This window comes from Staphylococcus cornubiensis (assembly GCF_900183575.1).
Taxonomy (GTDB): domain Bacteria; phylum Bacillota; class Bacilli; order Staphylococcales; family Staphylococcaceae; genus Staphylococcus; species Staphylococcus cornubiensis.
Genome location: NZ_FXUZ01000015.1, coordinates 1 through 25641, shown reverse-complemented (window position 1 = coordinate 25641; position 25641 = coordinate 1). Strand labels below are relative to the sequence as shown.

Sequence of the window (25641 nt, the reverse complement as noted above, 5' to 3'; positions counted from 1 at the left end):
AAAGTTTCTCTTCTATATAGAACAAAAGTCTTTAATTTGCGCGTTCGTTTCCACAATCAATCCAATATTGATTTCTGACATACAGCCTCTATAACAAAATGATTGTGCTACGCCTTCTTAATTCATCATATCTCATTTAAAAACACCCCTCAACGACCTATTTCCATTCGTTGAAAACAGTGTTTCATTTAATCAATTGAAATTAAATACTTTTAATTATAAGAGAAATAATTTATACTAATACTTTGTTGTCAAAAAATCTTCATGAAGTGCTTAAATCCCCATCTAATCGAGAATGTTATTTATCAAGTTTTCTTTAAAAATATTTCCTTACAAAAGTATAAGGTGAATAAAGTAGACTGCTTTTTGTTTAAAAAGAGCTTGATTAATTAAAACTTTTAATTTTTATTGTTGTTTTAAACACTTTGTTATGATAGAATTTTTACACAATTGATTGGAATTTTAAATCAACAAAAGTTATTGGAGATGATATTTAAATGAAATACCAAAATTTAAAAAATAGCAGAACGCTATCTCGATTTTCGATTAGAAAGTGTTCTGTAGGTACAGCGTCCTTTTTAATAGGAACTGTTGCATTTTTCGGCCTTCACCACGAAGCATTTGCTGCTGAAAATTCAACGACTCCTGTCACTGTGACACAACTACAAGAGGGCTCAAATAAAGCGTCGGCAGAAGAGCAAGCTGACTCACAAACAAAAGTGAATGAAACGCCTGTAGATGACGCAACAACTGCAGCGGAACAATCAAAAGCCGATAAAGAATCAACACAAGCTGAGCAAACTTCAGATGCTGCATCATCAGAAGTTAAAGAAAACGCAACACAAGCTGAAGAAAATGTTAAAGAAGCTGATGTTGCTCAAACAGAAGAAACTCAAAACGAAGCGACTGAATCATCACAAAGCCAATCAGCAGAAAGTACATCAAAACAAGAAGTAGAGAAAGAAAACGCAAGCAACACTCAGACACAACCTAAAGAGCAACAAGAAGCACAAACACCTTCTCATTCTCAAACCACGCGTTCATCTCAACAAAACAACACAGCTACGACACCTACACCACAAGCAACTGATCAAAAACTTCCTACAAATGATGAACCAAGTGATGAGACATCTACATCTAACTCAACTTTAAACAAACAACCTACTGAATCAACACCAAATCCAGCCGAAACACTTAAAACAGAAAAAGTTGATGCAACACCAAATACTGCAACTGCGCCTCGTCAATTAAAGACGATTAAAGGGACAACACATCTTCGTGCAGTCGCTGCAAATGCGACTACACCTAAAGCTGCAGGTGGTACAAATGTAAATGATAAAGTGACAGCATCTGAAATGGGAATCAGTGAATCTTATATTGAACCAAACAACTCAGGTAGTTTTTATTTGAAGAGCCGTTTCACTGTTGATGGCACTGTTAAAGAAGGTGACTATTTCACTGTTAAAATGCCTAACACTGTCAACACTTATGGAGATACACGTTACTCTCCTGACTATAGAGAAGAGCTCAAAAACAGTAATGGCGATGTTATCGCATTAGGTGACTATGACGTTGATAGTCATACATTGACTTACAGATTTACTAGCGCTGTGAATAATTTACAAAATGTGTCAGGGTCATTCAATTTAACACAGTTTATGGACCGTAAAGTCGCGAAAAATTCAGATACGTATCCATTAAGCTACGACATTGCTGGTGAAACATTAAATACGCAAATTAAAGTAAACTACGGTCAATATTACCGTGTAGGCGACTCTAACTTGAAGTCTATGATTACGATGGAAGATCCTAAAACAGGTGAATACGAACAATACATTTACGTCAATCCATTAGAAAGAGAAGCATACGGTTCTGTTGTTAGAGTTCAAGGTTTCTTAAATAAGCTTTCTGATAGTAATGGTCAAGTGAATCCAAATGCGACTGATATTAAAATTTTAAAAGTGGGCGCAAACCAAGACCTTAATAGCAGTTTCGGTGTCATCGATAGTGAATATGAAGATGTAACAGACCAATTTAAAACAATTTATCGTGATGGTGAAAACTTAGCTGATATTTTCCTCGGTGACTTACATGGCGATCGTTACATTATTAAAGTGACAAGTAAAGAAAAAGAAGGTTCTACTGCCGATTTAAACTTGCGCTCTTCAATGTATACGCAAAACATCTACGGTCAATATGATCGTTTGACTTGGGATAACAATATCGTGAAAAGTTCATCTAGTGGTAATGCAGATGGGACAGAAGCTTCATATCAATTAGGTGATAAAGTTTGGAATGACGTTAACAAAAACGGTGTCCAAGACGACGGTGAAGTCGGTATTCCGGATGTTGTTGTCACTTTAAAAGATAAAGATGGTAAAGTTTTAAGTCGTACTGAAACAAATGCCAATGGTAAATACATTTTTGATAATTTAAAAAATGGCATTTATACCGTTGAATTCGAAACACCTGCTGGCTATACTGCAAGTCCGAAAGACCAAGGCAACGATGCAACAGATTCAGATGGTCCAACTAATGCACAAGGAATAATCAGTGACGGAAACAACTTAACGGTCGACCAAGGTTTTTATCAAACTGAGACACCTACAAGAAAAGTTGGCGACAAAGTTTGGGAAGACTTAAACAAAGACGGTATTCAAGACGACAATGAACCAGGTATCGCCAATGTGAAAGTGACATTAAAAGATGAAGACGGTAATGTCGTTGATACACGTACGACTGACGATAAAGGTAACTATTTATTTGAAAAAGTTAAAGAAGGCAAATATACAATCGAGTTTGAAACGCCTGAAGGTTATACACCTACTAAAATCGGTCAAGGCACATTAGACAAAGACTCTAATGGCGCGACAACACATATTTTTGTAGAAAATGATGATGACTTAACAATCGATAGTGGTTTCTATAAAACTGAACCACCTACACCACCTACGCACAACATCGGTGATAAAGTTTGGGAAGACTTAAACAAAGACGGTATCCAAGACGATAACGAACCAGGTATTGGCAATGTGAAAGTGACGTTGAAAGATGCGGATGGTAATGTCGTTGATACGCGTACGACTGACGATAAAGGTAACTATTTATTCGAAAATGTGAAACAAGGTGACTACACTGTTGAATTCGAAACACCTGAAGGTTACACACCTACTCAAACAGGTCAAGGTTCTACAGATAAAGACTCAAATGGTACTTCTACAAAAGTAACTGTTGGGGATAGTGATGACTTAACATTGGATAGTGGTTTCTTTAAAACTGAACCACCTACACCACCTACGCACAACATCGGTGATAAAGTTTGGGAAGACTTAAACAAAGACGGTATTCAAAACGACAATGAACCAGGTATCGGCAATGTGAAAGTGACATTGAAAGATGCGGACGGTAATGTCATTGATACACGTACGACTGATGAAAAAGGTAACTATTTATTCGAAAATGTGAAACAAGGTGACTACACTGTTGAATTCGAAACACCTGAAGGTTACACACCTACTCAAACAGGTCAAGGTTCTACAGATAAAGACTCAAATGGTACTTCTACAAAAGTAACTGTTGGGGATAGTGATGACTTAACATTGGATAGTGGTTTCTTTAAAACTGAACCACCTACACCACCTACACCACCTACACCACCTACGCACAATATCGGTGACAAAGTTTGGGAAGACTTAAACAAAGACGGTATCCAAGACGATAACGAACCAGGTATTGGCAATGTGAAAGTGACATTGAAAGATGCGGACGGTAATGTCATTGATACGCGTACGACTGATGAAAAAGGTAACTATTTATTCGAAAACGTGAAACAAGGTGACTACACTGTTGAATTTGAAACGCCTGAAGGTTATACGCCTACTCAAACAGGTCAAGGTTCTACAGATAAAGACTCTAACGGTACTTCTACAAAAGTGACTGTTGGGGATAGTGATGATTTAACATTGGATAGTGGTTTCTATAAAAATGAACCACCTACACCACCAACTGATCCTGATCAACCAGGTAATCCAGACCCAGATCAACCAACTGATCCTAACCAACCAAATAATCCAGACCCAGATCAACCGACTGATCCTAACCAACCGGATAATCCAAATCCAGATCAACCAACTGATCCAGGTCAACCAGATAATCCTAGTCCAGAACAACCTTCTGATCCAGGTCAACCAGACAATCCTAGCCCAGAACAGCCTTCTGTACCAGGTCAACCAGACAATCCTAGCCCAGAACAGCCTTCTGTACCAGGTCAACCGAACAACCCTAGTCCAGAACAGCCTAATACGCCAAATGTACCAAGCAGTCAAAACCCAGCAAAACCGGGCTTAACAAACGTAACACAACCAGTTCACCATAACGGTGAAAAAGCAAAACCATCACAACAAGAAAAAGCTTTACCTGAGACAGGTGAAAGCCAATCACAACAAGGTACATTATTCGGTGGTATTTTAGCGGCATTAGGTGCATTACTCTTTGCACGTAAAAAACGCCAAGATAAAAAACAATCACACTAAGCACATCATTTTAATGTGATTCACGCAAAAACCCATGTCGACTTTCTTTTTGAAATGTTCGACATGGGTCTTTTTAGTTTAATATTCTATTATAACGACGGTTTATGGATGATATGCATATTTTGGCTTACCGGTTGCATATCTGTTTCATCTTGAATTTCTCGAACGAGTAACTCAGGCATCGTAATCGGAAATGTTTGATGTACGACCGCTTCGCTCAACAGATGACGATAGTGACGATAAATATAATCCGTTGTCACTACACGATAACAATAGTCCTCTCGCAACTCAAAATCTGTAACACGCGCATCATACGGTTTTGACATATCAATCGTATATTGAAAACCTGACCAAAATAAAAAGTGCGTAGGGTCCGTATCTTTCAATGTCCACTGCCCTTCCTCTAATTCGAGATGACTCACACTTTCTTCTATTAAACGTTTAATGTCACTTCCTTTTAATGTGAGATCAATTGGTTTGTCTGGATGTGGATACGTATTATAAATATCTTCATTTTTAAGACGCCCTTTTAACCCTTTCGTATTCGGCAAAGGCAAATGGACACATGTTAAAGGAATTTCTGTTTCGTGATTTAAACTTCGATGCAACAATTGAATGTACGGATGTGGCTCAGTTAACAATTCGTGAAACGTCTCAAAATACATGTCCACTTTATGATTAATAATGTACTCATTTTTCCAATTTCGTATCGCTTTTCGATCATAATACGTTAAATTCAATAATCGTTTATCTTCAGCATAATCTGTCAAAGTGACGATTTCTGGATGCATTTCTAACAGTTCAAAGGAATTACGTCGCTTTTTAAATTTCGCATTCACATGGATGACATTTTCGGCATTTTGACCTGCTTGAACATAAAGTGTCGTCCCATCATTTTCGATAATCGTTTCGTGTTGATGACCCGTAATCATAAGGTCAATAATGCCGGCCTGTCTCATTATCTCTTCCGCTCTATTTTCAAACTGTGATTTAGCATCATAACTCAACTTCGACAATCCACCATGATACAACACAATGAGAAAATCAGGTTCGATTGTTTCATAAATGTAGCGAATCCAACGTTGTGCTGCAAAGGTTGCACTTTCGACAATCACTTCAGGCTCCATTTCCACATTTTCATTTTTCATCAATCCTTCAGAGGAAACGCCCATCACAACTAATTTTAATCCTTCAATATCTTTCACTGTATAAGGCGTTGAAAAGTATGGTTCATGCGTCACGGCATATTCTACATTTGCAGATAACCATGGGAAACGTGAGAGCGCGACAGAACGATTTAAAAAGTCCAAGCCATATTTAAATTCATTTTCACTCATCCCACTTGCATCATAGTTCATCGCATTCATTAACTTTATCATGGGATGTCTTTTGTATGGTGCAATAATGGCATAATAAAAAGCTGTGACACTACCTGCTAAATTCCCCCCGTTATCCACTAATACGACATGCTGATGTTGCTGTCTTACTTCATTAATATATGTACCTGCTCGGTATATGTTAGAACGTTCAGTTTGATTGAGTATATGGCTATGCATATCAGAAGTCGCTATAATTTGTATATTTATTTCATCATGCTCACTCATTGCTTTCACCCCAAATCTCAATATTCATCTCGTATTCTACCATATCTCGACATGCCCCACTATCATTATTCTTTTTACATACAAATAAATATAAACGTGTACCATTTGACAATATCGAGCATAAGCTAACCATTTTTATTTTATAACATAATTCAATAGCAATCCTAACTTAAATTATATATTTATATATTTAAAAGTATCTCATACAACTCTGGACCTATTTTCTTGTATTTTTATCCTTTTTTTTCAAGAAATGAATTGACTTTCATAAAGTATTAAATTAAATTAACTTTATCCGGGTTAAATTAGATAGTTTAATCTTCATGTCATATCACGCAGAAGGTGAAAAATTTATTATGAAATTGAATCAATTACCTATTAAAACGGTCGCATTAACGTTACTTTATTTTGCTATTATGCTGACTCTGTATTTTATTTACGGTAATGGCGATACACAGAACACTTTTATCTACAACGATTTTTAATCATTAAAGGAGCCGACACATGAAAGATGTTTTAACAATGATTACACAGCACAGTCAGACTCAGCCGGACCGTGTAGCCGTACAACATCAGAGTGAATCATTAACTTATCTAGAGTTAGAAAGTTATTCCACACGCTTAGCATCTCAACTGCTCAAAAGCGAGAATCCTGTTATTGTTTATGGTCACATGTCTCCATTTATGATTGTGGGTATGATTGGTGCACTTAAAGCCGGATGCGGTTACGTTCCAATCGATCAATCTATTTCGATGAACCGTATTCAACACATTATAGAAAAAGTTTCACCGCAATTTTTAATTAATACGACTGATACACCGCTCAATTATGAAGGTGTCACAGAAATCACAATTCAAGACATTCAATCTTTTGAAGCTGTATCATCATTGCCATTAATGAAAAATGATGGTATCGCATATACGATTTTCACATCAGGATCTACAGGTCTCCCTAAAGGTGTGAAAATTTATTACGAAAGCTTAGTAGAATTTGCAAATTGGGTAGATTTACTTAATCAATACCACACGAAAGACGTATGGTTAAACCAAGCGCCTTTCTCTTTTGATTTATCAGTTATGGCGATTTACCCATGTCTCATTTCAGGCGGCACACTATTGTTAATCAACAAAGAAATGATTGCAGCGCCTAAAAAGTTGTATGAACTGTTCCAAAGCGAAAACATCAATGTTTGGGTTTCTACCCCTTCATTTATGGAAATTTGCTTAATGTTACCAAACGTTAATGAGCAAGGTATGCCAAACTTGCGTACATTCTTATTCTGTGGAGAAGTTTTAGGTCACCACACAGCGCAAACGTTGTTGAACAAGTTTCCTCAATCTTATTTATACAACACATATGGTCCAACAGAAGCAACTGTTGCGATTACAAGTATTCGCGTGACACAATCATTACTCGACAGCCATAAATCTGTTCCTGTAGGCTTACCAAGAAAAGGAACGACGCTGAGTGTCACTGATGAAGGCGAACTGATTATCACTGGTAATTCTGTGAGTGCAGGTTATTTAAAAGACCCTGAAAAAACTGAGAAAGCCTTTTTCAAAGATGGCGATAACCGCGCTTACTATTCAGGTGACAAAGCCGTATTTGAAGATGATATGTGGTTTATTAAAGGCCGCATCGACAACCAAATCAAATATAACGGTTACCGTATGGAACTTGAAGAAATTGAAGCGAAAATGAACGCAATTCCATTTGTAAACACTTCATTGGTTGTGCCGATTTATAAAAAGGACAAAATCGCCTACTTGAAAGGTGTCGTCAAGTTGAATACTGAAGACATCGATCCAGCAGACGTACCAAAAGAAGTGAAGCAACGCCTTAAAACTGAGCTACCTGATTATATGATTCCTAAAAAAATCGAAATTGCTGAAGATATGCCATTAACAAACAATGGTAAACTTGATCGCAAACGAATTAACGAGGTATATCAATCATGATTCCATACAGTAGCTTTCACTTTTTTGCGATTGCGCTCATTGTACTTTTACCAGTTATTATACTCGGGCTGTTAGGTAAAAGATCGAGAGTTTATAATTTCATCAGCACATTGATCATGATTGTCGTGATTTTTGCTGATGATCAACATAACTTTTTTGGTATCAAATATTTAAGTTATCATTTATTGAGCCTTGTTTTGTACATTATTTGGCAAGCGATTATTATTAAAGGATTCGAGCGACTTAGACAAAATAAGCGCTCTACCCCGCTTTACGTAACGACGATGATCCTGTCTATCTTGCCACTCTTTATGGTCAAACTGCTAACAAGTTCGTGGTTAGGCTCTGGACAGCTTCATTTACACAGCTCAAAAATCGTGGAATTGTTCGGATTCCTCGGTATTTCGTACATTATGTTCAAAAGCGTTCAACTTATCATGGAAATTCATGACGGTACATTAAAGCAAACTGTAGATTTGAAGAAACTTGTACAATTCATTACGTTCTTCCCTACGATTTCTTCTGGACCGATTGATCGCTATCGTCGTTTTGTGAAAGATTACGATAAAGATATCGCTATGGACAAGTATTCACAATTACTTGGTAAAGCGATTCACTATATTATGATAGGTTTTCTTTATAAATACATCATTGCGCATTTCGTTCAACAATATTTTGTAACGCCTTATACAGGTCACCTCGATTCGTTTGGTGATTACATGATTTACATGTATGGCTATAGTTTCTACCTGTTCTTTGACTTTGCAGGTTACAGCTTATTCGCAATTGCATTGAGTTATTTATACGGTATCGAAACACCTATCAACTTTAACCAACCATTTAGAGCAAAAAATATTAAAGATTTCTGGAACAGATGGCACATGAGTCTATCGTTCTGGTTCCGTGATTGTATCTATATGCGTTTTATTTTCTTTATGACAAAGAAAAAATACATTAAATCTAATTTCCATATTTCTAACCTTGCCTTCTTGCTTAACTTCGGTATTATGGGACTTTGGCACGGTTTTGAATGGTTTTATGTCGCTTATGGTTTATATCACGCGCTGTTATTCTTTTTATATAACTACTATGAAAAATGGCGTAAAAAGCGCTTTGGTAAGTGGGATCATCCAGTGATTAATGCATTAAGCATCGTTATCACATTCCACTGTGTTGCTTTTGGCTTTTTAATCTTTTCAGGACAATTAATTTAAGGAGAGAGTTTTATGGAATTTAATGAAAAAGTTTTAGATATTATTGCAGAAGTTGCCGATGATGATATTGTAAAATCAAATCCAGATATTCATATTTTTGACGAAGGTATTATGGATTCAATGCAATCTGTACAATTATTAGTTGCATTTCAAGAAGAACTTGATATAGAAGTACCAATTATGGACTTTAACAGAGAAGAGTGGGGTACGCCAAATCAAATCATTAACGAATTGGCAAAATTACAATGAAGTTAAAACAACCTTACATCATTGCTTTTTTGACGAGTATTCTATTATTCGGTATTTTTATCATATTACCTGCGAAATGGTTTGTGCCACCACATATCGCAAACCAGCTGGCAAAGTATCAAGTGTCGACAGATAGTGATATGTTAAAAGGCCAGTATGTACAAGAAGCTATGATTAAGGACCCCGATTACTATCCAATCTATGGTTCAAGTGAGCTGAATAAAGAAGATCCATTTCAACCTGCCATCTTATTAAAGGGGCATACGAAAAATCTCTTTTATGTTGGTACTGGGGGTTCCACAGATTTAATTCAGTTAATGACATTAGGTGCGCAATATGACCATTTAAAGAATAAAAAAATGACAGTTATTGTATCACCACAATGGTTTACGAGACATGGTTTAACTGAAGACAATTACCAAGGTCGTGCTTCTCAATTACAAATTAATAGTATATTCAATAACCCTAATATTTCTAATGATATTAAAGCACGCTTAGCTAAACGTTTATTGCATTTTAAAGACAATAAAGACAATGACTTTTTAAAACACTATGCAAAGACAGATAAAGCAGATGGGCATTTCTTAAACCCACTTTATGCGAATCACCTTGAGAAAATGGAAGCATTGAAAAGTTATTTACCATTCCATCATCAAGGTAAATTGCCGAGATTGTTCGATAAAAGTCACAAACAATCATTGAATTGGAAAACGTTGGACAAAGAAGCATATCATTATGGCGCTCAACATAGTCAGTCTAACCCTTACCAAATCAAGGATGAATATTGGAAAAAATTAAAACATAAAAAGTCTGTAAGCCGTGACCATGAGTTTCGCTTAAAATCTGTTGAGTACGATGATTTGTCACTTCTAGTTGATACACTCAATGCAGCAGGTGCTGACGTACAGTACGTTTTAATTCCCGTGAATGGTAAATGGTACGATCACATTAATATCCCACGTGAAAGACGTGCACCAGTCAATGAGAAAATCGTTAAAACTATCGAAGACCACCACGGTCATGTCGTAGATTTATCACATAATGACTATGAACCTTACTACATGAGTGATGCTGTTCATATCGGATGGCGTGGTTGGGTCGAGGTCACTCAACATATTAAAAAGCATATGGACGAATAAATGTTACAATCATCTATAAAAATAGCCATACCATGTCAGAAATTAAAACATGGTATGGCTTTCTTATTTGCGGATGGGACATGAAATTTTTTGATGCTATTAATGATTAGCCAATTTGAATGCGTTCTTTCGGGAAATGATACTTCGCTGGCTCACGATTCCCACTCATCATAATAATAAATGAAATCAAGCCTACACGTCCGATAAACATTAAAATCATCAAGACGACTTTTGACACGCTGCCGAGCTCTGAAGTAATCCCTGTCGATAATCCACACGTACCAAATGCGGACATAATTTCAAAATAAATCTTAATGAAATCGATATGATGCCCTTCATTTAACATGATGATAAATGTTCCAACAAATGTCATCACAATCGCAATACAAAATACAGCAAATGAACGTTGGATATCTTGGTTATGAATTTCACGATTAAACACTCTAATCGATGACTTTTCAGCATTCGGTTTGTAGTTAATCACAAACAGTATGATAATCGCGAAAGTCGTCGTTCGTATACCCCCGCCTACAGAACTTGGTGAGGAGCCGATAAACATCAATCCACCCATCAACAGATTTGTCGCATCTGAAAACTGTGACACGTCAAATGTTTGTAATCCTGCACTTCGCGTCGACACAGACTGAAACATCGCATAAAATAGCGTCTTATGCCACGACTGGTTTGCGAACACGCCATTTGCTTCGATTAATAGAATACCGATCACACCGACAATTAAAATAATTAAATATGTGGATGTCGTGACTTTCGTAAAAAGCGAAAAACGGAAGTTAGGAATTCTGTTTTTAATATATGCTTTAATTTCTAATAATACAGGGAAACCAATAGAGCCTAATACAATGAGAAACATCACAATCGTTTGTACAAAGTAATCATCGGCGTATGGGATTAAAGATTCTCCTGTAATATCTAATCCACCATTTGTCGTGGCAGAAATCGACACAAATACTCCTTCTAATATGGCTTCTTTCAAATTATGAATATCTCGATAAAAGTAAAATGCTAAAAGTGTTGCACCTACTAATTCAATTGCTAAAATCGCTCTCACAATGTCTAATATGAGTTTGACTGTCCCACTCATCGACTCTCTATTGTTATCTAACATAATGAGTTGACGTTCACGTATGCCAATGTGCTTGCCTAATACAACCCACAATAGCGTACCAATTGCCATGACACCAATACCACCAATGTTGAGAATGACCAACAAAACAATATATCCAAATGCTGAATATGTTTCAGAAATATTGACTGGTGTTAACCCTGTCACACTCACACCGGATACGGCTACAAATAACGTATCAATCGGCGCCACTTTCACACCGGGTTTATGGACACCTGGCAAATTGAGCAATAAAAATGCGCCAACAATTGCGACAAGGTAATACAAGACAATCCCTTGCTGTGGGCTGGATTTTTTTAGTAGTAATTTGACTATGGACAAGTCATTCACCCCAAAGTTATTTCAATTTGAATGAGATTTCCTTCACCTCATCCTCACGTAAAACCTTTAACTTCACTGGCTTTTGTTGATCGATATGTTGTACTAACTTTTGTTTATAAGCCAAATTATCTTTGATAGGTTTACTATCTAATTCTACTATGACATCGCCTTTTTTCAAACCAGAATTTTTCGCTGGACTGTTGTCGTTAATCTTTCGAACGACGACACCTGTTGTCACTTCTTGAGGGATCTTGTATTCATCACGTGTATTTTTGTCTATATCCGCCACGTTTTGCATTTCAATATCAGTCTTCGGTTGTGGGATGTCACCTTCTTTTTCGATTTTTTGCGCAATAGCTAACGCAGAGTTAATCGGAATCGCAAATCCCATATTTTGAACGTTAGGCATACTAATTTTCAATGAAGCAATACCAATTAAATGACCTTCTTGATCGACTACCGCGCCGCCTGAATCACCTGGATTAATCGGTGCATCAACTTGGAATGCACTTAATAATGTATCATATTCATCATCTTGGTTGAGATCGACAGGCACATCTCTATTTAAGCCTGACACAATTCCTTCACCAACCGTATTTTGGAAATCAAGACTTAATGGATTACCTACGACTAATACCGGCTCTCCTAATACAACCGCACTAGAATCTCCGTGTTCAAGTGGTTTTAACGCGTCGCCTTTAGGTGCTTTCATTATCATGACAGCAATATCAGCGAGTTTATATTTACCAATGACTTTAGCGGTAGCTGTTTGCTTGTTACCGTATGTCACTTCATGTTCTTTACGGTCTCCTATGACATGTGCATTTGTCAGTATATAAAGAGTGTCGCCTACTTTTTTGTAGACGACACCCGACCCACTTTCTTTTTCAACTTGTGCCTGATTGTCTGAATCTTGAACTGCATCCGGTGTTGGCTGACTATTATTTTCAATAGAAACGACAGATTTTATAGCTGTATTCGCATTGGCCATCGTTTGTGTTACTTTTTTATGCGTTCCTTTTTCTTGCTGTTGTGTTTGTAATGCTTGTTTCGTATTGTCATTATCACTTTTATTGACGTTATTAAAAATCGCATACAATAATAACAGAACTAAAATAACAGCAAGTACAATTAAAATTTTTGCCCATTCTCTCGAGATGAACTGTGTTACTTTTTCAGTCCAGTCACGCTTCGTCGTATATTGATGTTTCGACGCTTCTGTTTGTGGACTGTCCTTTGTATCCGCTTGGTCATTTTGTGCTTCTGTGGACGCCTCAGGTGAATGTTGAACGGACTTAGCCGTATCATTCGTAGTCCCTGCTAATGCCTCCGTATGTTGTGCATCCTCTGCTTGAGTTCCATTGATTGTCACTGATGATGTATCTTCAAGAGGTCGTGCACTTTCTGCTTTTTCTTCGGTTGTTTTTGCGGATGGTTTATGATTTTTATCGCTATCATCATGCGTTAATTTTTCAATACGTGCTTTACGTAGATTATCTTTCACACGTTCTTCATTATTTTTGACTTGTTCTTTTTCCTTTTTAGCTTTGAGCGCGTTCTCTTTTTCTTCAGCTTTGAGTCTCTCTTCACGCTCTTCATTATGGAAATATTCGCGACGTTTGCGCTTATAATGTTGCTTTGGAATCACATGTTTCTTATCTCGGTCCATTGCACGCCCTCCTTATGTATCTCTTTTATCTATTATGACATATCGTTACTTAAATTTCTGTAATATTTACTTATATATTGTAAACTTTTTGAATAGTGTTTAAGTTGTATTTATGACTATATGTATCATACTTACGATGCTTTATTTTGACAAATTTTTCGATGTATTAAGTCATTTCATCATTCTGCTATTTTAACTGAGGTAGGGTAAATCATAAGAAACGCCTGCGAATACATGACGATGTAAGTAAAATCAAAATATTTTAATCGTTTAAAAAGTCGTACGTCACGATTACAGAAATTAAAAAAACTGACTAGACACATACATCGGTCTAGCCAGTCATTCGCCCTTATTCAGTTTTTATTTAGATGCATCATATTTTTTATTATGAACTGCTGATGTAAACCAACCGATCAATACGAGACCAATCATCACAGCCCAGAAGATGATTTGCCACAATGTAGAGTGTGGGAAATCGTGTGGAATGACACCAATGTCGTCATGTGCTAATACAAGTACGACAAGTTTAATTCCGACCCATCCGACAATCGCAAAAGCCGCTCCTTCAAGGCCAGGATATTTGTTGAGTAACTCGACGAAGAATGTTGCAGCAAAACGCATTAAAATCACACCGATAAGTCCACCGATAAACATCACTGCGAATTGACCTGCATCCATACCGCCGAAATGTACACCAATCGTCGGTAATGTTACAGCAATCGCTAATGCAGCCAACATTGAGTCAATCGCAAAGGCAATATCTGCAACTTCAACTTTGAGCACGGTACCCCAGAATTCTTTTGCACTTACTTTTTTCTCAACACCTGACTCATCGAAGTGATGATCATCGTTGTCTGGGTGCTCGTGTTCTCCACCTTTATGTTTGAAAAAGTCATATAAGTTTTTAGCTGACATATAAATTAAATATGCCGCACCAATCGCTTGAATCCACCAGAAATTCGCTAAAATACTAATTAAAAATAGTGCGATAAAACGGAAAACAAATGCGCCTAACAAACCATAAAATAGTGCTTTTTTACGCTGTTCTGGTGGTAAATGTTTCACCATGACAGCCATTACAATTGCATTATCTGCGGCCAATAGTCCCTCTAAAAAGACGAGTACTAATACGACCCAACCATAAGATAATAACAAACTCGGATCCATTCCTAGACCACTCCTTCAATTTTTTATATGGGCACATGTCCTCGCCCTGTATCATTCCATTTTGCGCTTGAACACTCAAGCTCAGTGAAAGACATAATTAAAGAGACCCATGCTAAATCAATAGCAAAGGTCTCACTTAGCAAATTTATCATGCCCGCTTCACCGGAAGAACATAAAATTCTTCGTAATGACGACAAAGCGTTATTAACGTTGGATACGCTAATCAAGTTACTCCCCTCTGACAATAGTCAGTCACAGGTATTTAATTATGATGTTAACATTATACCCAATTTTTTATGAAAATAACAGTCTATTATCCTGAAATTTAAAAATAATAGAAACCAACGCTTCCATTTTTTTATTGTTCACTTGATGTATCAATGATTAAAAAGGCGAACCGTGCGCGCACCTCACGCAAAGTTCGCCTGTTACAGTCCATTCGTTCTCAAATGACCTGATTTCATTGATTACAGTAAGCTATATAATTTAATTTCTGGGAATTTTTCTTCAAACCAACGTGTCGCAAAATCATTTTCAAACAAGAAGACTTTGTTGTCGTAACGATCATTTACTAAAATCGAACGACTTGTACTCATTTTATCTTGAACATCTTCTTCATTTTCAATCCAACGTGCGATTTTTTTGCCAACAGGTTCCATCACGACATCGACATTGTATTCATTTTTCATACGATGTTCGAACACTTCAAATTGGAGTTGCCCCACCGCACCTAAAATGATTTGATTCGTATGTGGTGATTTATAATACTGGATGGCACCTTCTTGCACGAGCTGCTCAATCCCTTTATGGAAATGCTTTTGCTTCATGACGTTTTTCGGCGATACTTTCATAAAAATTTCAGGTGTAAATTGAGGAAGTGCCTTGAAATGGAACTTTTGACTGCCTGAAACAAGTGTGTCCCCAATTTGATAATTGCCTGTATCATATAAACCAATAATATCACCCGCGACAGCATGGTTAACGGTTGCTTTGTCATCAGCCATGAAACTTGTTGAACGTGTGATTTTTTGCTTTTTACCTGTTCGTTGCAGCGTCACATCCATACCACGCTCAAATGCACCACTCACGACACGCATAAATGCAATACGGTCACGGTGTTTAGGGTCCATATTCGCCTGGATTTTAAAGATAAAGCCTGAAAAATCTGTATCAAATGGACTCACTTCGACATCTTCATCCGTTTGACGTGCGTGTGGCATCGGTGCATGGTCAACATATGCATTTAAGAAATTTTGCACACCGAAATTCGCTAATGCTGATCCGAAAAAGACCGGTGTCAAATCACCACGCATGAGTGCATCTTTATCGAATGATTCACCCGCTTCATCCACGAGCATCAATTCTTCAATCGCTTGTGTAAAGATGCTATCATTCGCAATATCATGAGACTCTTCTAATTCATAATCTCCATTAATATGCAAAATGTTTTCTTCATCACGGAATGGTTCGATTGTGCGTGCTTCCCGATCAATAATGCCAAAGAAGTTTTGTCCCATTCCAATTGGCCAGTTCATTGGATATGTTTCGATACCGAGTGTCGATTCAATTTCATCTAACAAATCGAATGGTTCTTTTCCGACACGGTCAAGTTTGTTAATAAAAGTAAAAATAGGAATTCCACGCATTTTACATACTTTAAATAGTTTTAACGTTTGTGGCTCAATCCCTTTCGCACAGTCAATCACCATGACCGCACTATCGACCGCCATTAATGTACGATACGTATCTTCAGAGAAATCTTCATGCCCTGGTGTATCTAAAATGTTAATCTTAAAATCATCGTAATCAAATTGCATGACAGAACTTGTTACCGAAATCCCACGTTCTTGTTCGACTTTCATCCAGTCACTCGTAGCGAATTTACCTGTTTTCTTCCCTTTGACAGTCCCTGCTTCACGAATGGCACCACTAAAGAATAATAATTTTTCAGTTAGTGTTGTTTTCCCCGCATCTGGGTGTGAAATAATCGCAAACGTTTTACGGGATTCTACTTCTTTTTTAATACTCATTGCACGTCTCCTTTAATTCATCAAACTTCTTGTATCCATCTTGTAATACGTAATGCTAAAATTTGTGCTTCTTCCTCATCAATCACATTGAATAAATGCACAAATAAATGTTCTGTTAATGCTTCACCATATAACGTATCTTCTATTTGAATCGACCAGTGTAAATCTGGTATCGATACGACAATATAATGTTCCTTTTGATTGTGATATAACCAAACTTTTGCTGAGTAGTTTTCACTATGACTTTCCCTAATCTTCATTTGGACCTCCACCGAATTTTTGATACGCCGCTTCTAATCCAATTAAATCATCGCGATGTGGCACTTTGACATGACCTGGCATAATTTGATACGGCTCACGTCCTTTAGAAGCAAGTACGACTGTATCGCCTGGTTCTGCCACTTCAATCGCATGTCGAATGCCTTCCGCACGATCGGTAAACTCGACATAATTGTTATGTGTCGCACCTTTTGCAAGCTCAGCTGTCAACATTTTCGGATCATCATTTGCTGGGTTGTCTGGTGTAAAGATCACATAATCCGCTCGTGAAGCGACACGTCCCATTTCAGGTGTTTTCGTTAAGTCACGTTCACCCGCCATACCGACAAGAAAAATGAGCTTTTGCTTGACGAATGGTTCGACCGCATCAATCAACTTCGACATGCCATCTGCTGTATGTGCGTAATCAATAATTAAATCAATCGGCAATGACGGGTCGAGCACTTCTAAACGGCCTTCTACGGGTTCTAAATCAGCAACAACTTGAGTCACCGTTTCAAGTGACGCGCCTTTCACCCATACCCCTAACATCGCAGCCATTAAGTTCGCAATGTTGAATCGACCAACGTATGGTGAACGCACTGGATATGTACCAAATGGTGTAACAAAATCGAACGTCACGCCTTGTAATGATTCATGAATATTCGTTGCCATGAACTGCGCCTCTCGTTCGATGCCGTATGTTAAACTTTCATAAGGTGTAACTGACTTTAAATAGGTAGAAAATGGATCGTCCGCGTTAATAATGACGTATTTATCACGACTCAAATCTTGTCCTAATTGACTAAATAACAACGACTTCGCATGACCGTATGCTTCCATCGTACCATGAAAATCGAGATGATCTTGTGTTAAATTTGAAAAAATCGCGACGTCAAATTCAACCCCACTCAAGCGCCCTAAACTCAGGCCATGTGAGGATACTTCTAACGTCATTGCTTCAGCGCCCGCCTCTACCGCTTCATGTATTTTTTTAGTTAATACAACGGTTTCTGGGGTAGTGTTTACACCTTTTGTCACTGTTTCGTTAATCTGGAAGCCATTCGTACCTAAATAAGCACTGCCCTTACCTAATTTGCGATAGATGTGATGAATCATCGTTGCAATAGATGTCTTACCGTTCGTGCCTGTTACACCAATCGTCGTGAGTTGCTTGCTTGGGAATCCATAAAGATGATGCACTAAATGACTGGCAACACGTAACGTATCTGGCACAACCACTTGTGTGACGTCACCTTGTAATTCAAGCGCGCGATTCACAACAACAATCTGACATCCTTGTTCCACGACGTCTTGAGCAAAACGATGACTATCAACGGTATAGCCTTTTGATGCAACAAAAATGCTTCCTGCTGTTGCTTGGCGCGAATCTGTCGTAATATCATTCACTTCAATATCTAAACGTCCTATGACTTGTTTAATTAAAATATGATCAAATAATTGTTGTGCATTCACAGACATCTCTCCTTTATATATACACTCACTTATTATACACTTTTTTACTTGAAATCCTATTAAATGTCACGTATTTTTATAGCGCGACAACTGCTTTTTATCAGACAAATGCGATTAAAAATTTAATTATCGGGTATATTGATTTAAATATTATTTTATTTTTCTTACATCTCAAGACTGAAATATGTAAATGACTATTGTGCCGGACTATGGAGTATATTAAGATAATATAATGAATTTATCGTAAAAATTGCGTCTCATATACACATTTTCTCATCTTTTACAATGAGGTGTACAGTCAAAATGATTTTAACATTGTTATCGTTTTGTAAGAAATACCTTAAACTTTTCACAAGACGTCATAATTGCGGTACACTAACATAGAACCAGTTAAAGTCTAAATATCTCGGAGGGTGGCTTTCATGATCACTGAAAAGAAAAAAATATTGATTATCACCGGTTCATTCGGCAATGGCCATATTCAAGTGACGAACAGTATTGTTGAACAGTTGAATCAAATGAATCTTGAAAATCTTACAGTTGTACAACGTGATTTGTTTTTAGAAGCACATCCGATTATGACAACAATTACTAAAAAGTGGTACATCAATAGTTTTAAATATTTCCGCCGTATGTATAAAGCATTTTATTATAGTCGCCCTGATCAATTAGATAAGTGCTTCTATAAATATTACGGTTTAAATAAATTACTCAACTTACTTTTAAAAGAAAAACCAGATTTAATTTTGGTGACTTTCCCGACACCAGTCATGTCTGTATTGACAGAACAGTTTAATATGAACATCCCCATTGCTACAGTGATGACGGATTATCGTATGCACAAAAACTGGATTACGCCAAATTCGGCACGCTATTATTTAGCTACACATGATTTGAAAAAAGAGTTTGAATCAGTGGGTATTCCAGGAGAACTCATTAAAGTGACAGGCATTCCGATATCTGAACAATTTGAAGAGCCGATCGACCGAGAAGCTTGGTTGCGTCAACATCACCTGGACCCTAAGGCGCAAACAATTTTAATGTCGGCGGGTGCTTTCGGTGTGTCTAAAGGATTTGACGAGATGATTCAACGTATTCTTGATGAAAGTCAAAATGCACAAGTCGTAATGGTTTGTGGTCATAGTAAAGAATTAAAGCGTCAATTGACCGCTGCGTTTAAAGATAATCCTAACGTGTTGATTTTAGGTTATACCCATCATATGAATGAATGGATGGCGGCAAGTCATTTAATGATTACCAAACCAGGTGGTATTACGATTTCTGAAGCATTAATTCGAAAAATACCGATGATTTTCTTGAATCCTGCACCAGGTCAAGAATTAGAAAACGCACTTTACTTCGAACAAAAAGGCTTCGGTAGAATTGCAAACACACCATCTGAAGCGATTGATATTGTCACATATTTAACACGTCACTCGCATGAAATTGACCATATGATTCACAACATGAATGAAGCACGCCAACCGCATGCGACAAAACGTTTATGCCAAGACTTGTTAGATTTACTTTACAATGCTTCAACATTCGAAACTGTATACGGAAAGGTGCCTTTATATGCAAAACTACTCGTCAAATAAGATGGCTAAGCGGAATTTTTATATCCTATTAGTCATTTTATTTCTGATGGAATTTGCAAGAGGAATGTATGTATTAAGTTATTTACCATTACTACCAACAGCAACTACTATTGCCGTTAGTATTACTTCAATTGCAATTTCCATACATTTTATTTCTGACTCAGTGACAAACTTTTTTGTGGGCTTTGTATTGAAACGTTTTGGCGCTAGAATTGTACTCACTTCGGGCTTTTTTCTCGCTTTAGTGAGTCTATTTTTAATTATATGGATGCCGACCTCCCCACTCATTCTTATTTTGAGTGCCATCATGCTCGGTATTGCCGTCTGTCCAATCTGGGTGATTATGCTCGCAAGTGTAGACGAAAGTACACGTGGCAAACAGATGGGTTACGTCTATTTTGCATGGCTTGCAGGGATGTTAGCCGGCATGATTGGAATGAACTTAATCTTCAAAGCACATCCGACACACTTTAACTTTTTAATGTCACTTTGTGTTGCGCTTGCCTTTATTCTTTATTATTTTGTTAAGGTAACATTAACGGATTATAATACAAAAAATGTGAGACAGCAGCTGAGACAAATTGTAAGTGTATCCAAACGTCACCTTGTGCTTTTTCCAGGAATTTTGCTTCAAGGTATTGCGATTAGTGCGCTCATTCCTGTATTACCTCAATATGCAGTGGATATCGTCGGTGTAAGTACAGTTGAATATACTGTAGCTATTGTGATTGGGGGCATTGGTTGTACGATTTCGATGCTGTTCTTATCTAAAATGATTGATGCTTACTCTACACGCTTTATGTACAGTGTCATTTTTGTAGGATTTATCATTTATGGCTTAGCTATTTTCGCGCTAACGTTGATTCAACAAATCATCATCGTTTGGATCATCGCATTATTCATCGGCTTACTGTACGGTTTACTTTTACCGACGTGGAACACATTTATGGCACAGTTTATTCATCCGAGTGAACAAGAAGAAACTTGGGGCGTCATCAACAGTATTCAAGGTTTTGGTGCCATGTTAGGGCCATTATTCGGTGGTCCGATATCACAATTCATGGGGAGTCCTATTTTTACGTTTTATTTCGCAGCGCTACTCATCTTTTTCTTAGCTCTGTTCTATGGTGTTTATTTTGTCAAACAACGACGTTTCCATACTTAAAATGATGATAAGAGAATGTCCGCATGCCTCGTGTAGACATTCTCATTTTATTTGCTGTTCACCACTATTTAAAATCGTCTATAGTGTGAATCAAAAGCATCGACTAATTTGGAAACGTTTGAATACTATCGTTCAACCGACATTTTGTGTTCCTTGTATAGCTAAAATAAAACCTGTTTGTTGCCCATATCTCGGTATCTCCACTACAACATCAAAAATTACCTCATAGTTCGCTTCCGTCACAACGCCCCCCATCTCTATACAATACCCGTATTAATCTCTTCTTCATTAATTTACCACCATGTCTCTGTCCACACACCCTTCATCTCAATACTAAGCTGAATCTATCATTTCTATACGTGTCTACTTGAACTCTATTCAATTATGGCGACATTCATATAGAAAACAGCGTTACATTTGAAAATAAGCAACAATTTTAGTCAATTTGATGAAAATTTCAAAAACTGGTCATAACCACTCATAACAAGTGAGAACGCCTTATTTTAAAGTAAACGCTTACACCAAGACCTTAAAAACCTTTGTAATCCCTGTCAAATTGGTCATATTGTCAATGTATACCATTAATGCTATTTTAAAATTAAATAGAGAAAGGAGAGATTGGATGAATACGCATCAACAACCGAATATTATCCTGATTTGTGTGGATCAATTACGTTTTGACACGTTAGGTCATCATCACCACCCTGTCGTCTCAACACCACATCTAGATATGTTGGCCTCTCAAGGTTACCATTTCAATCAAATGTATACCGCAGTCCCTAGCTGTATTGCGAGTCGTGCAGCTCTGATGACGGGTTTGACACAAGCACATCATGGTCGCGTCGGTTATGAAGATAATGTCGCTTGGGCTTATGATCAATTTATGGCAGACAGTTTTAGAAATGCAGGTTACCAAACAGAAGCAGTGGGTAAATTACACGTCACGCCCGAACGAAAACGCATTGGCTTTGACCATGTGATGCTACATGACGGCTATCTTCATGAAGCACGCAAATACACTGCACCTTATGGCCAAAATTTTGAATACGCTGACGATTATTTAATGTGGTTGAAAGAAAAGCTGGGCCACCGCGCGGATTTAATGGACGATGGCATCGAACCAAATTCATGGGTTGCGCGTCCATGGATGTATGAGGAACAGTATCATCCAACAAACTGGGTCGTACATGAAGGGATTCGTTTTTTACAAAGAAGAGACCCCGAAAAACCATTTTTCTTAAACCTTTCATTTACACGCCCTCACCCACCACTCAATCCACCACAATACTATTTTGATATGTATATGAACAAAATAGATGAGTTTCCTGAGATTGAGATAGGCGACTGGAAAGATATAGAAGAGCCGCTACCATTTAGTATTACCGCTAAAAAAGGGCATTATCATAAAGATGAATTAGATCGTATGCGTGCAGGTTATTACGGTAATATCACACATATCGATCACCAAATCGGTCGTTTCCTTATCGCATTAAATGAACAACGTATCGCCAAAAATACGATTATTTTATTTGTCTCTGATCATGGTGATCAATTAGGTGAACACAATTTGTTTAGAAAAGCTTATCCATACCAAGGTAGTATTCATATTCCGATGATGATTTACGATAAAGGCAACTTATTAAAAGGCAAACACCGCGATTTACATCAAATTGCAGAGTTAAGAGATATTTACCCTACTTTATTAGATTTGGCTAATATCGACATTCCTCAAAATATTGATGGTGTGAGCTTAAAACCTGCCCTTTACGATGAAACATTTGAAACACGCGAATATTTACATGGTGAGCATAGTTTCGGTAAAGATTCGAACCAATTTATTATGAACGCCTCTTGGAAATATACGTGGTATCCAGTGAGAGGTATTGAACAACTGTTTCATTATGAAAATGACCCTCACGAAAAACACAACTTAATTCATGAAGCTGAACATCAAGACATTAAAAATGAATTAAAACAACAATTGATTAAAGCATTGACTGATAGAGAAGAAGGCTTTGTGAAAAATGGCGAACTTCAAATTTTGACTGAAACCAAACCTACACTCGCTCATTTACAAGCCCGAAACAAATCTGCACAACGTCAATCATTTGATCACTATCACACTGTTTTATTCTAAAGCTATATGTACTGCACATATAGCTTTAGTTTAAATATATTATGTAAGCGTTAACATAAAGGGAGTTGAAAATTATGGATATTCTATGGTGGCAAATTTTACTTTTAACAGTCTATGCAGGTGTCCAAATCCTCGATAACTTATCGTTTGGATTTTTAGCACAACCTGTCATGGCCGGCTTAATCAGTGGTCTCGTTATGGGTGATGTCACTACAGGTCTAATCATTGGGGGCGGTATGCAGTTAACGATCCTCGGTGTTGGGACATTTGGTGGTGCTTCTCATATTGATGCCAACTCAGGTACTGTCTTAGCTGTTGCCTTTTCAGTAGCAATTGGTATGAATCCAGAACAAGCGTTAGCAACTTTAGGTGTACCGGTAGCGAGCTTAATGATTCAAACTGACATTTTAGCGCGTTTCACAAACACATTCTTTGCACACCGTATTGATAGCAAAATTGAAAAAATGGACTATCGCGCTATCGAACGTAACTACTTATACGGTGCGATTCCATGGTCATTATCACGTGCGGTACCAGTATTTTTAGCTTTAACTTTCGGTAGCAATATCGTTAAACCCGTCGTAAATTACTTAAACACAGACTTAAAATGGTTAGGCGACGGTTTAACATTAGCAGGTGCTTTGTTACCAGCTGTTGGTTTTGCAATCTTATTAAAATACTTACCATTAAAACGTCATTATCCATACTTTATTCTTGGTTTCATCATTACTGCATTATTTGTTACGATTTTTGGTGGTTTAACAACTTTAGGTACTTCAGTCGCTGGTTTAGACAAAAACTTCACAGCTGCAATGGGACCATTACCAATGCTTGCTGTTGCTTTAATCGGTTTCAGTTTAGCAGCAATGGCTTACCAACGTAGCACACAAACAGCACCAAGATATGCGGGTCAACAACGTCAACAGTCAAATGTAGATGATGAGGGGGAAATAGAAGATGACGAACTCTAAAACAAAAAATTCAAAAGAACCTTTAGCATTAAACAATCCATTTGAAGATCCAACATTAACAGGTCGACCTCCCAAAGAACCCTATCAACTCACGAAGAAAGATTTTCGTCAAATCAACTTACGTAGTTTACTGTTCTTCCAATGGGGTTGGAACTACGAGCGTATGCAAGGATCTGGTTACTTATTTACGATTTTACCGCAATTACGTAAAATCTATGGCGATAACTCACCTGAATTAAAAGAAATGATGCGTACACATGCGCAATTCTTCAATACAAGTAACTACTTTAATACGATTGTAACGGGGATTGACATCGCAATGGAAGAAAATGAAGGCCTCAAAGCAAAAGAATCAGTTAAAGGGATTAAAGTTGGTTTAATGGGACCATTCGCGGCAGTTGGGGATGCCATTTTCGGTTCATTAATTCCGACAATCTTCGGTGCTATCGCAGCAAACATGGCAGCAGACGGTAATCCATTCGGTATTTTATTGTGGTTCTTCGCAGTTCTATTCATTATCGGATTTAGATGGAAACAATTGCCATTCGCTTATAAAGAAGGCATTTCACTCGTTACAACAATGCAACATCGTTTAGAATCATTAACCAACGCAGCGACATTAATGGGGGTCTTCATGGTCGGTGCACTCGTTGCGACAATGATTCGTGTGAAATTCGCATTTGAGCCAACATTAGGTGACGTCACAGTCAACTTTAGTAAAAATGCAGACATGATTTTACCACGCCTTGTGCCATTAGCAGTCGTGTTCGGTGTGTATTGGCTATTAGGTCGTAAAAATATGAATTCGACACGTGCCATCTTCATCGTAATTATCGTAGCCATTCTTTTCTCAAGTTTAGGCATTTTACAAAAATTATAAAAATCGAGTAGGAGAATAGTCATTAATTGACTATTCGTCCTCTCACACCACCGAGCGTACGGTTCCGTACTCGGCGGTTCAATATCTTGCGTAAGCCAACTCTGCAAGCTGGGCTAATGGTATCAGCC

The 25641-nt window shown here is 37.5% G+C and carries 18 protein-coding genes; 11 read left to right on the top strand and 7 right to left on the bottom strand.

The window, feature by feature from the left end; all coding sequences use genetic code 11:
- The first annotated feature begins 497 nt into the window (after window positions 1-497).
- Window positions 498-4532 carry an SdrD B-like domain-containing protein gene (locus tag CCE82_RS10790; protein WP_167370977.1) on the top strand — a complete coding sequence of 1345 codons (4035 nt, stop codon included), beginning with the start codon at window positions 498-500 and terminating at the stop codon, window positions 4530-4532.
- 89 nt (window positions 4533-4621) lie between these two features.
- On the opposite strand, the gene CCE82_RS10785 is transcribed toward CCE82_RS10790, so the two are convergent.
- A complete protein-coding gene (locus tag CCE82_RS10785; protein WP_086429390.1) occupies window positions 4622-6136 on the bottom strand; it encodes a bifunctional metallophosphatase/5'-nucleotidase in 1515 nt (504 codons plus the stop codon).
- A gap of 323 nt (window positions 6137-6459) precedes the next feature.
- On the opposite strand from CCE82_RS10785, the gene CCE82_RS10780 reads away from it, so the two are divergent.
- Genes CCE82_RS10780 through dltD form a run of 5 tightly spaced genes read left to right on the top strand, consistent with a single transcriptional unit; the run spans window position 6460 to window position 10697 of the window.
- Window positions 6460-6621 (top strand): teichoic acid D-Ala incorporation-associated protein DltX, encoded by a 162-nt coding sequence (locus tag CCE82_RS10780; protein ID WP_420822118.1) that lies wholly within the window; start codon window positions 6460-6462, stop codon window positions 6619-6621.
- A gap of 19 nt (window positions 6622-6640) precedes the next feature.
- Window positions 6641-8095, top strand: coding sequence for a D-alanine--poly(phosphoribitol) ligase subunit DltA (dltA, locus tag CCE82_RS10775; RefSeq protein ID WP_086429389.1), 1455 nt, complete (start codon window positions 6641-6643; stop codon window positions 8093-8095).
- Entirely contained in the window at window positions 8092-9309 is a 1218-nt protein-coding gene (gene dltB, locus CCE82_RS10770) for a D-alanyl-lipoteichoic acid biosynthesis protein DltB (protein WP_086429388.1), read from the top strand. The genes dltA and dltB overlap by 4 nt, the downstream gene beginning before the upstream one ends.
- A gap of 12 nt (window positions 9310-9321) precedes the next feature.
- Complete coding sequence (gene dltC / locus CCE82_RS10765) at window positions 9322-9558, top strand: D-alanine--poly(phosphoribitol) ligase subunit DltC (RefSeq protein WP_086429387.1); 237 nt, start codon at window positions 9322-9324, stop codon at window positions 9556-9558.
- Entirely contained in the window at window positions 9555-10697 is a 1143-nt protein-coding gene (gene dltD, locus CCE82_RS10760) for a D-alanyl-lipoteichoic acid biosynthesis protein DltD (RefSeq protein ID WP_086429386.1), read from the top strand. Before dltC ends, dltD begins: the two co-directional genes overlap by 4 nt.
- A 106-nt stretch (window positions 10698-10803) precedes the next feature.
- On the opposite strand, the gene CCE82_RS10755 is transcribed toward dltD, so the two are convergent.
- The 6 genes from CCE82_RS10755 to CCE82_RS10730 form a co-directional block, all read right to left on the bottom strand.
- Window positions 10804-12162 (bottom strand): TrkH family potassium uptake protein, encoded by a 1359-nt coding sequence (locus tag CCE82_RS10755; RefSeq protein ID WP_086429385.1) that lies wholly within the window; start codon window positions 12160-12162, stop codon window positions 10804-10806.
- Between the two features lie 16 nt (window positions 12163-12178).
- The gene (locus tag CCE82_RS10750; protein ID WP_086429384.1) at window positions 12179-13831 is read right to left on the bottom strand and encodes a S1C family serine protease; all 1653 of its coding nucleotides are present in this window, start codon (window positions 13829-13831) and stop codon (window positions 12179-12181) included.
- A 360-nt stretch (window positions 13832-14191) separates the two neighbouring features.
- The gene (locus CCE82_RS10745) at window positions 14192-14998 is read right to left on the bottom strand and encodes a TerC family protein (protein WP_086429383.1); all 807 of its coding nucleotides are present in this window, start codon (window positions 14996-14998) and stop codon (window positions 14192-14194) included.
- A 467-nt stretch (window positions 14999-15465) separates the two neighbouring features.
- On the bottom strand, window positions 15466-17028 hold the full coding sequence (locus tag CCE82_RS10740) for a peptide chain release factor 3 (RefSeq protein ID WP_086429382.1): 1563 nt from the start codon (window positions 17026-17028) through the stop codon (window positions 15466-15468).
- Between the two features lie 20 nt (window positions 17029-17048).
- Window positions 17049-17288: a YueH family protein gene (locus CCE82_RS10735; RefSeq protein WP_086429381.1), complete on the bottom strand. Its 240-nt coding sequence runs from the start codon at window positions 17286-17288 to the stop codon at window positions 17049-17051.
- Window positions 17278-18762 (bottom strand): UDP-N-acetylmuramoyl-L-alanyl-D-glutamate--L-lysine ligase, encoded by a 1485-nt coding sequence (locus CCE82_RS10730; protein WP_086429380.1) that lies wholly within the window; start codon window positions 18760-18762, stop codon window positions 17278-17280. Before CCE82_RS10730 ends, CCE82_RS10735 begins: the two co-directional genes overlap by 11 nt.
- A gap of 422 nt (window positions 18763-19184) precedes the next feature.
- Here CCE82_RS10730 and CCE82_RS10725 point away from each other — a divergent pair, with 422 nt between their 5' ends.
- From CCE82_RS10725 to CCE82_RS10705, 5 genes are all read left to right on the top strand, one after another.
- Window positions 19185-20360 carry a diglucosyl diacylglycerol synthase gene (locus CCE82_RS10725; RefSeq protein WP_086429379.1) on the top strand — a complete coding sequence of 392 codons (1176 nt, stop codon included), beginning with the start codon at window positions 19185-19187 and terminating at the stop codon, window positions 20358-20360.
- Window positions 20338-21525: a lipoteichoic acid biosynthesis MFS flippase LtaA gene (ltaA, locus tag CCE82_RS10720; RefSeq protein ID WP_086429378.1), complete on the top strand. Its 1188-nt coding sequence runs from the start codon at window positions 20338-20340 to the stop codon at window positions 21523-21525. The genes CCE82_RS10725 and ltaA overlap by 23 nt, the downstream gene beginning before the upstream one ends.
- Before the next feature lie 622 nt (window positions 21526-22147).
- Window positions 22148-23662 carry an arylsulfatase gene (locus CCE82_RS10715; RefSeq protein ID WP_086429377.1) on the top strand — a complete coding sequence of 505 codons (1515 nt, stop codon included), beginning with the start codon at window positions 22148-22150 and terminating at the stop codon, window positions 23660-23662.
- Between the two features lie 74 nt (window positions 23663-23736).
- Window positions 23737-24633 carry a PTS mannose/fructose/sorbose/N-acetylgalactosamine transporter subunit IIC gene (locus CCE82_RS10710; RefSeq protein WP_086429376.1) on the top strand — a complete coding sequence of 299 codons (897 nt, stop codon included), beginning with the start codon at window positions 23737-23739 and terminating at the stop codon, window positions 24631-24633.
- Window positions 24620-25513, top strand: a complete 894-nt coding sequence (locus tag CCE82_RS10705; protein WP_086429375.1) for a PTS system mannose/fructose/sorbose family transporter subunit IID — start codon at window positions 24620-24622, stop codon at window positions 25511-25513. The genes CCE82_RS10710 and CCE82_RS10705 overlap by 14 nt, the downstream gene beginning before the upstream one ends.
- Window positions 25514-25641 lie beyond the last annotated feature (128 nt).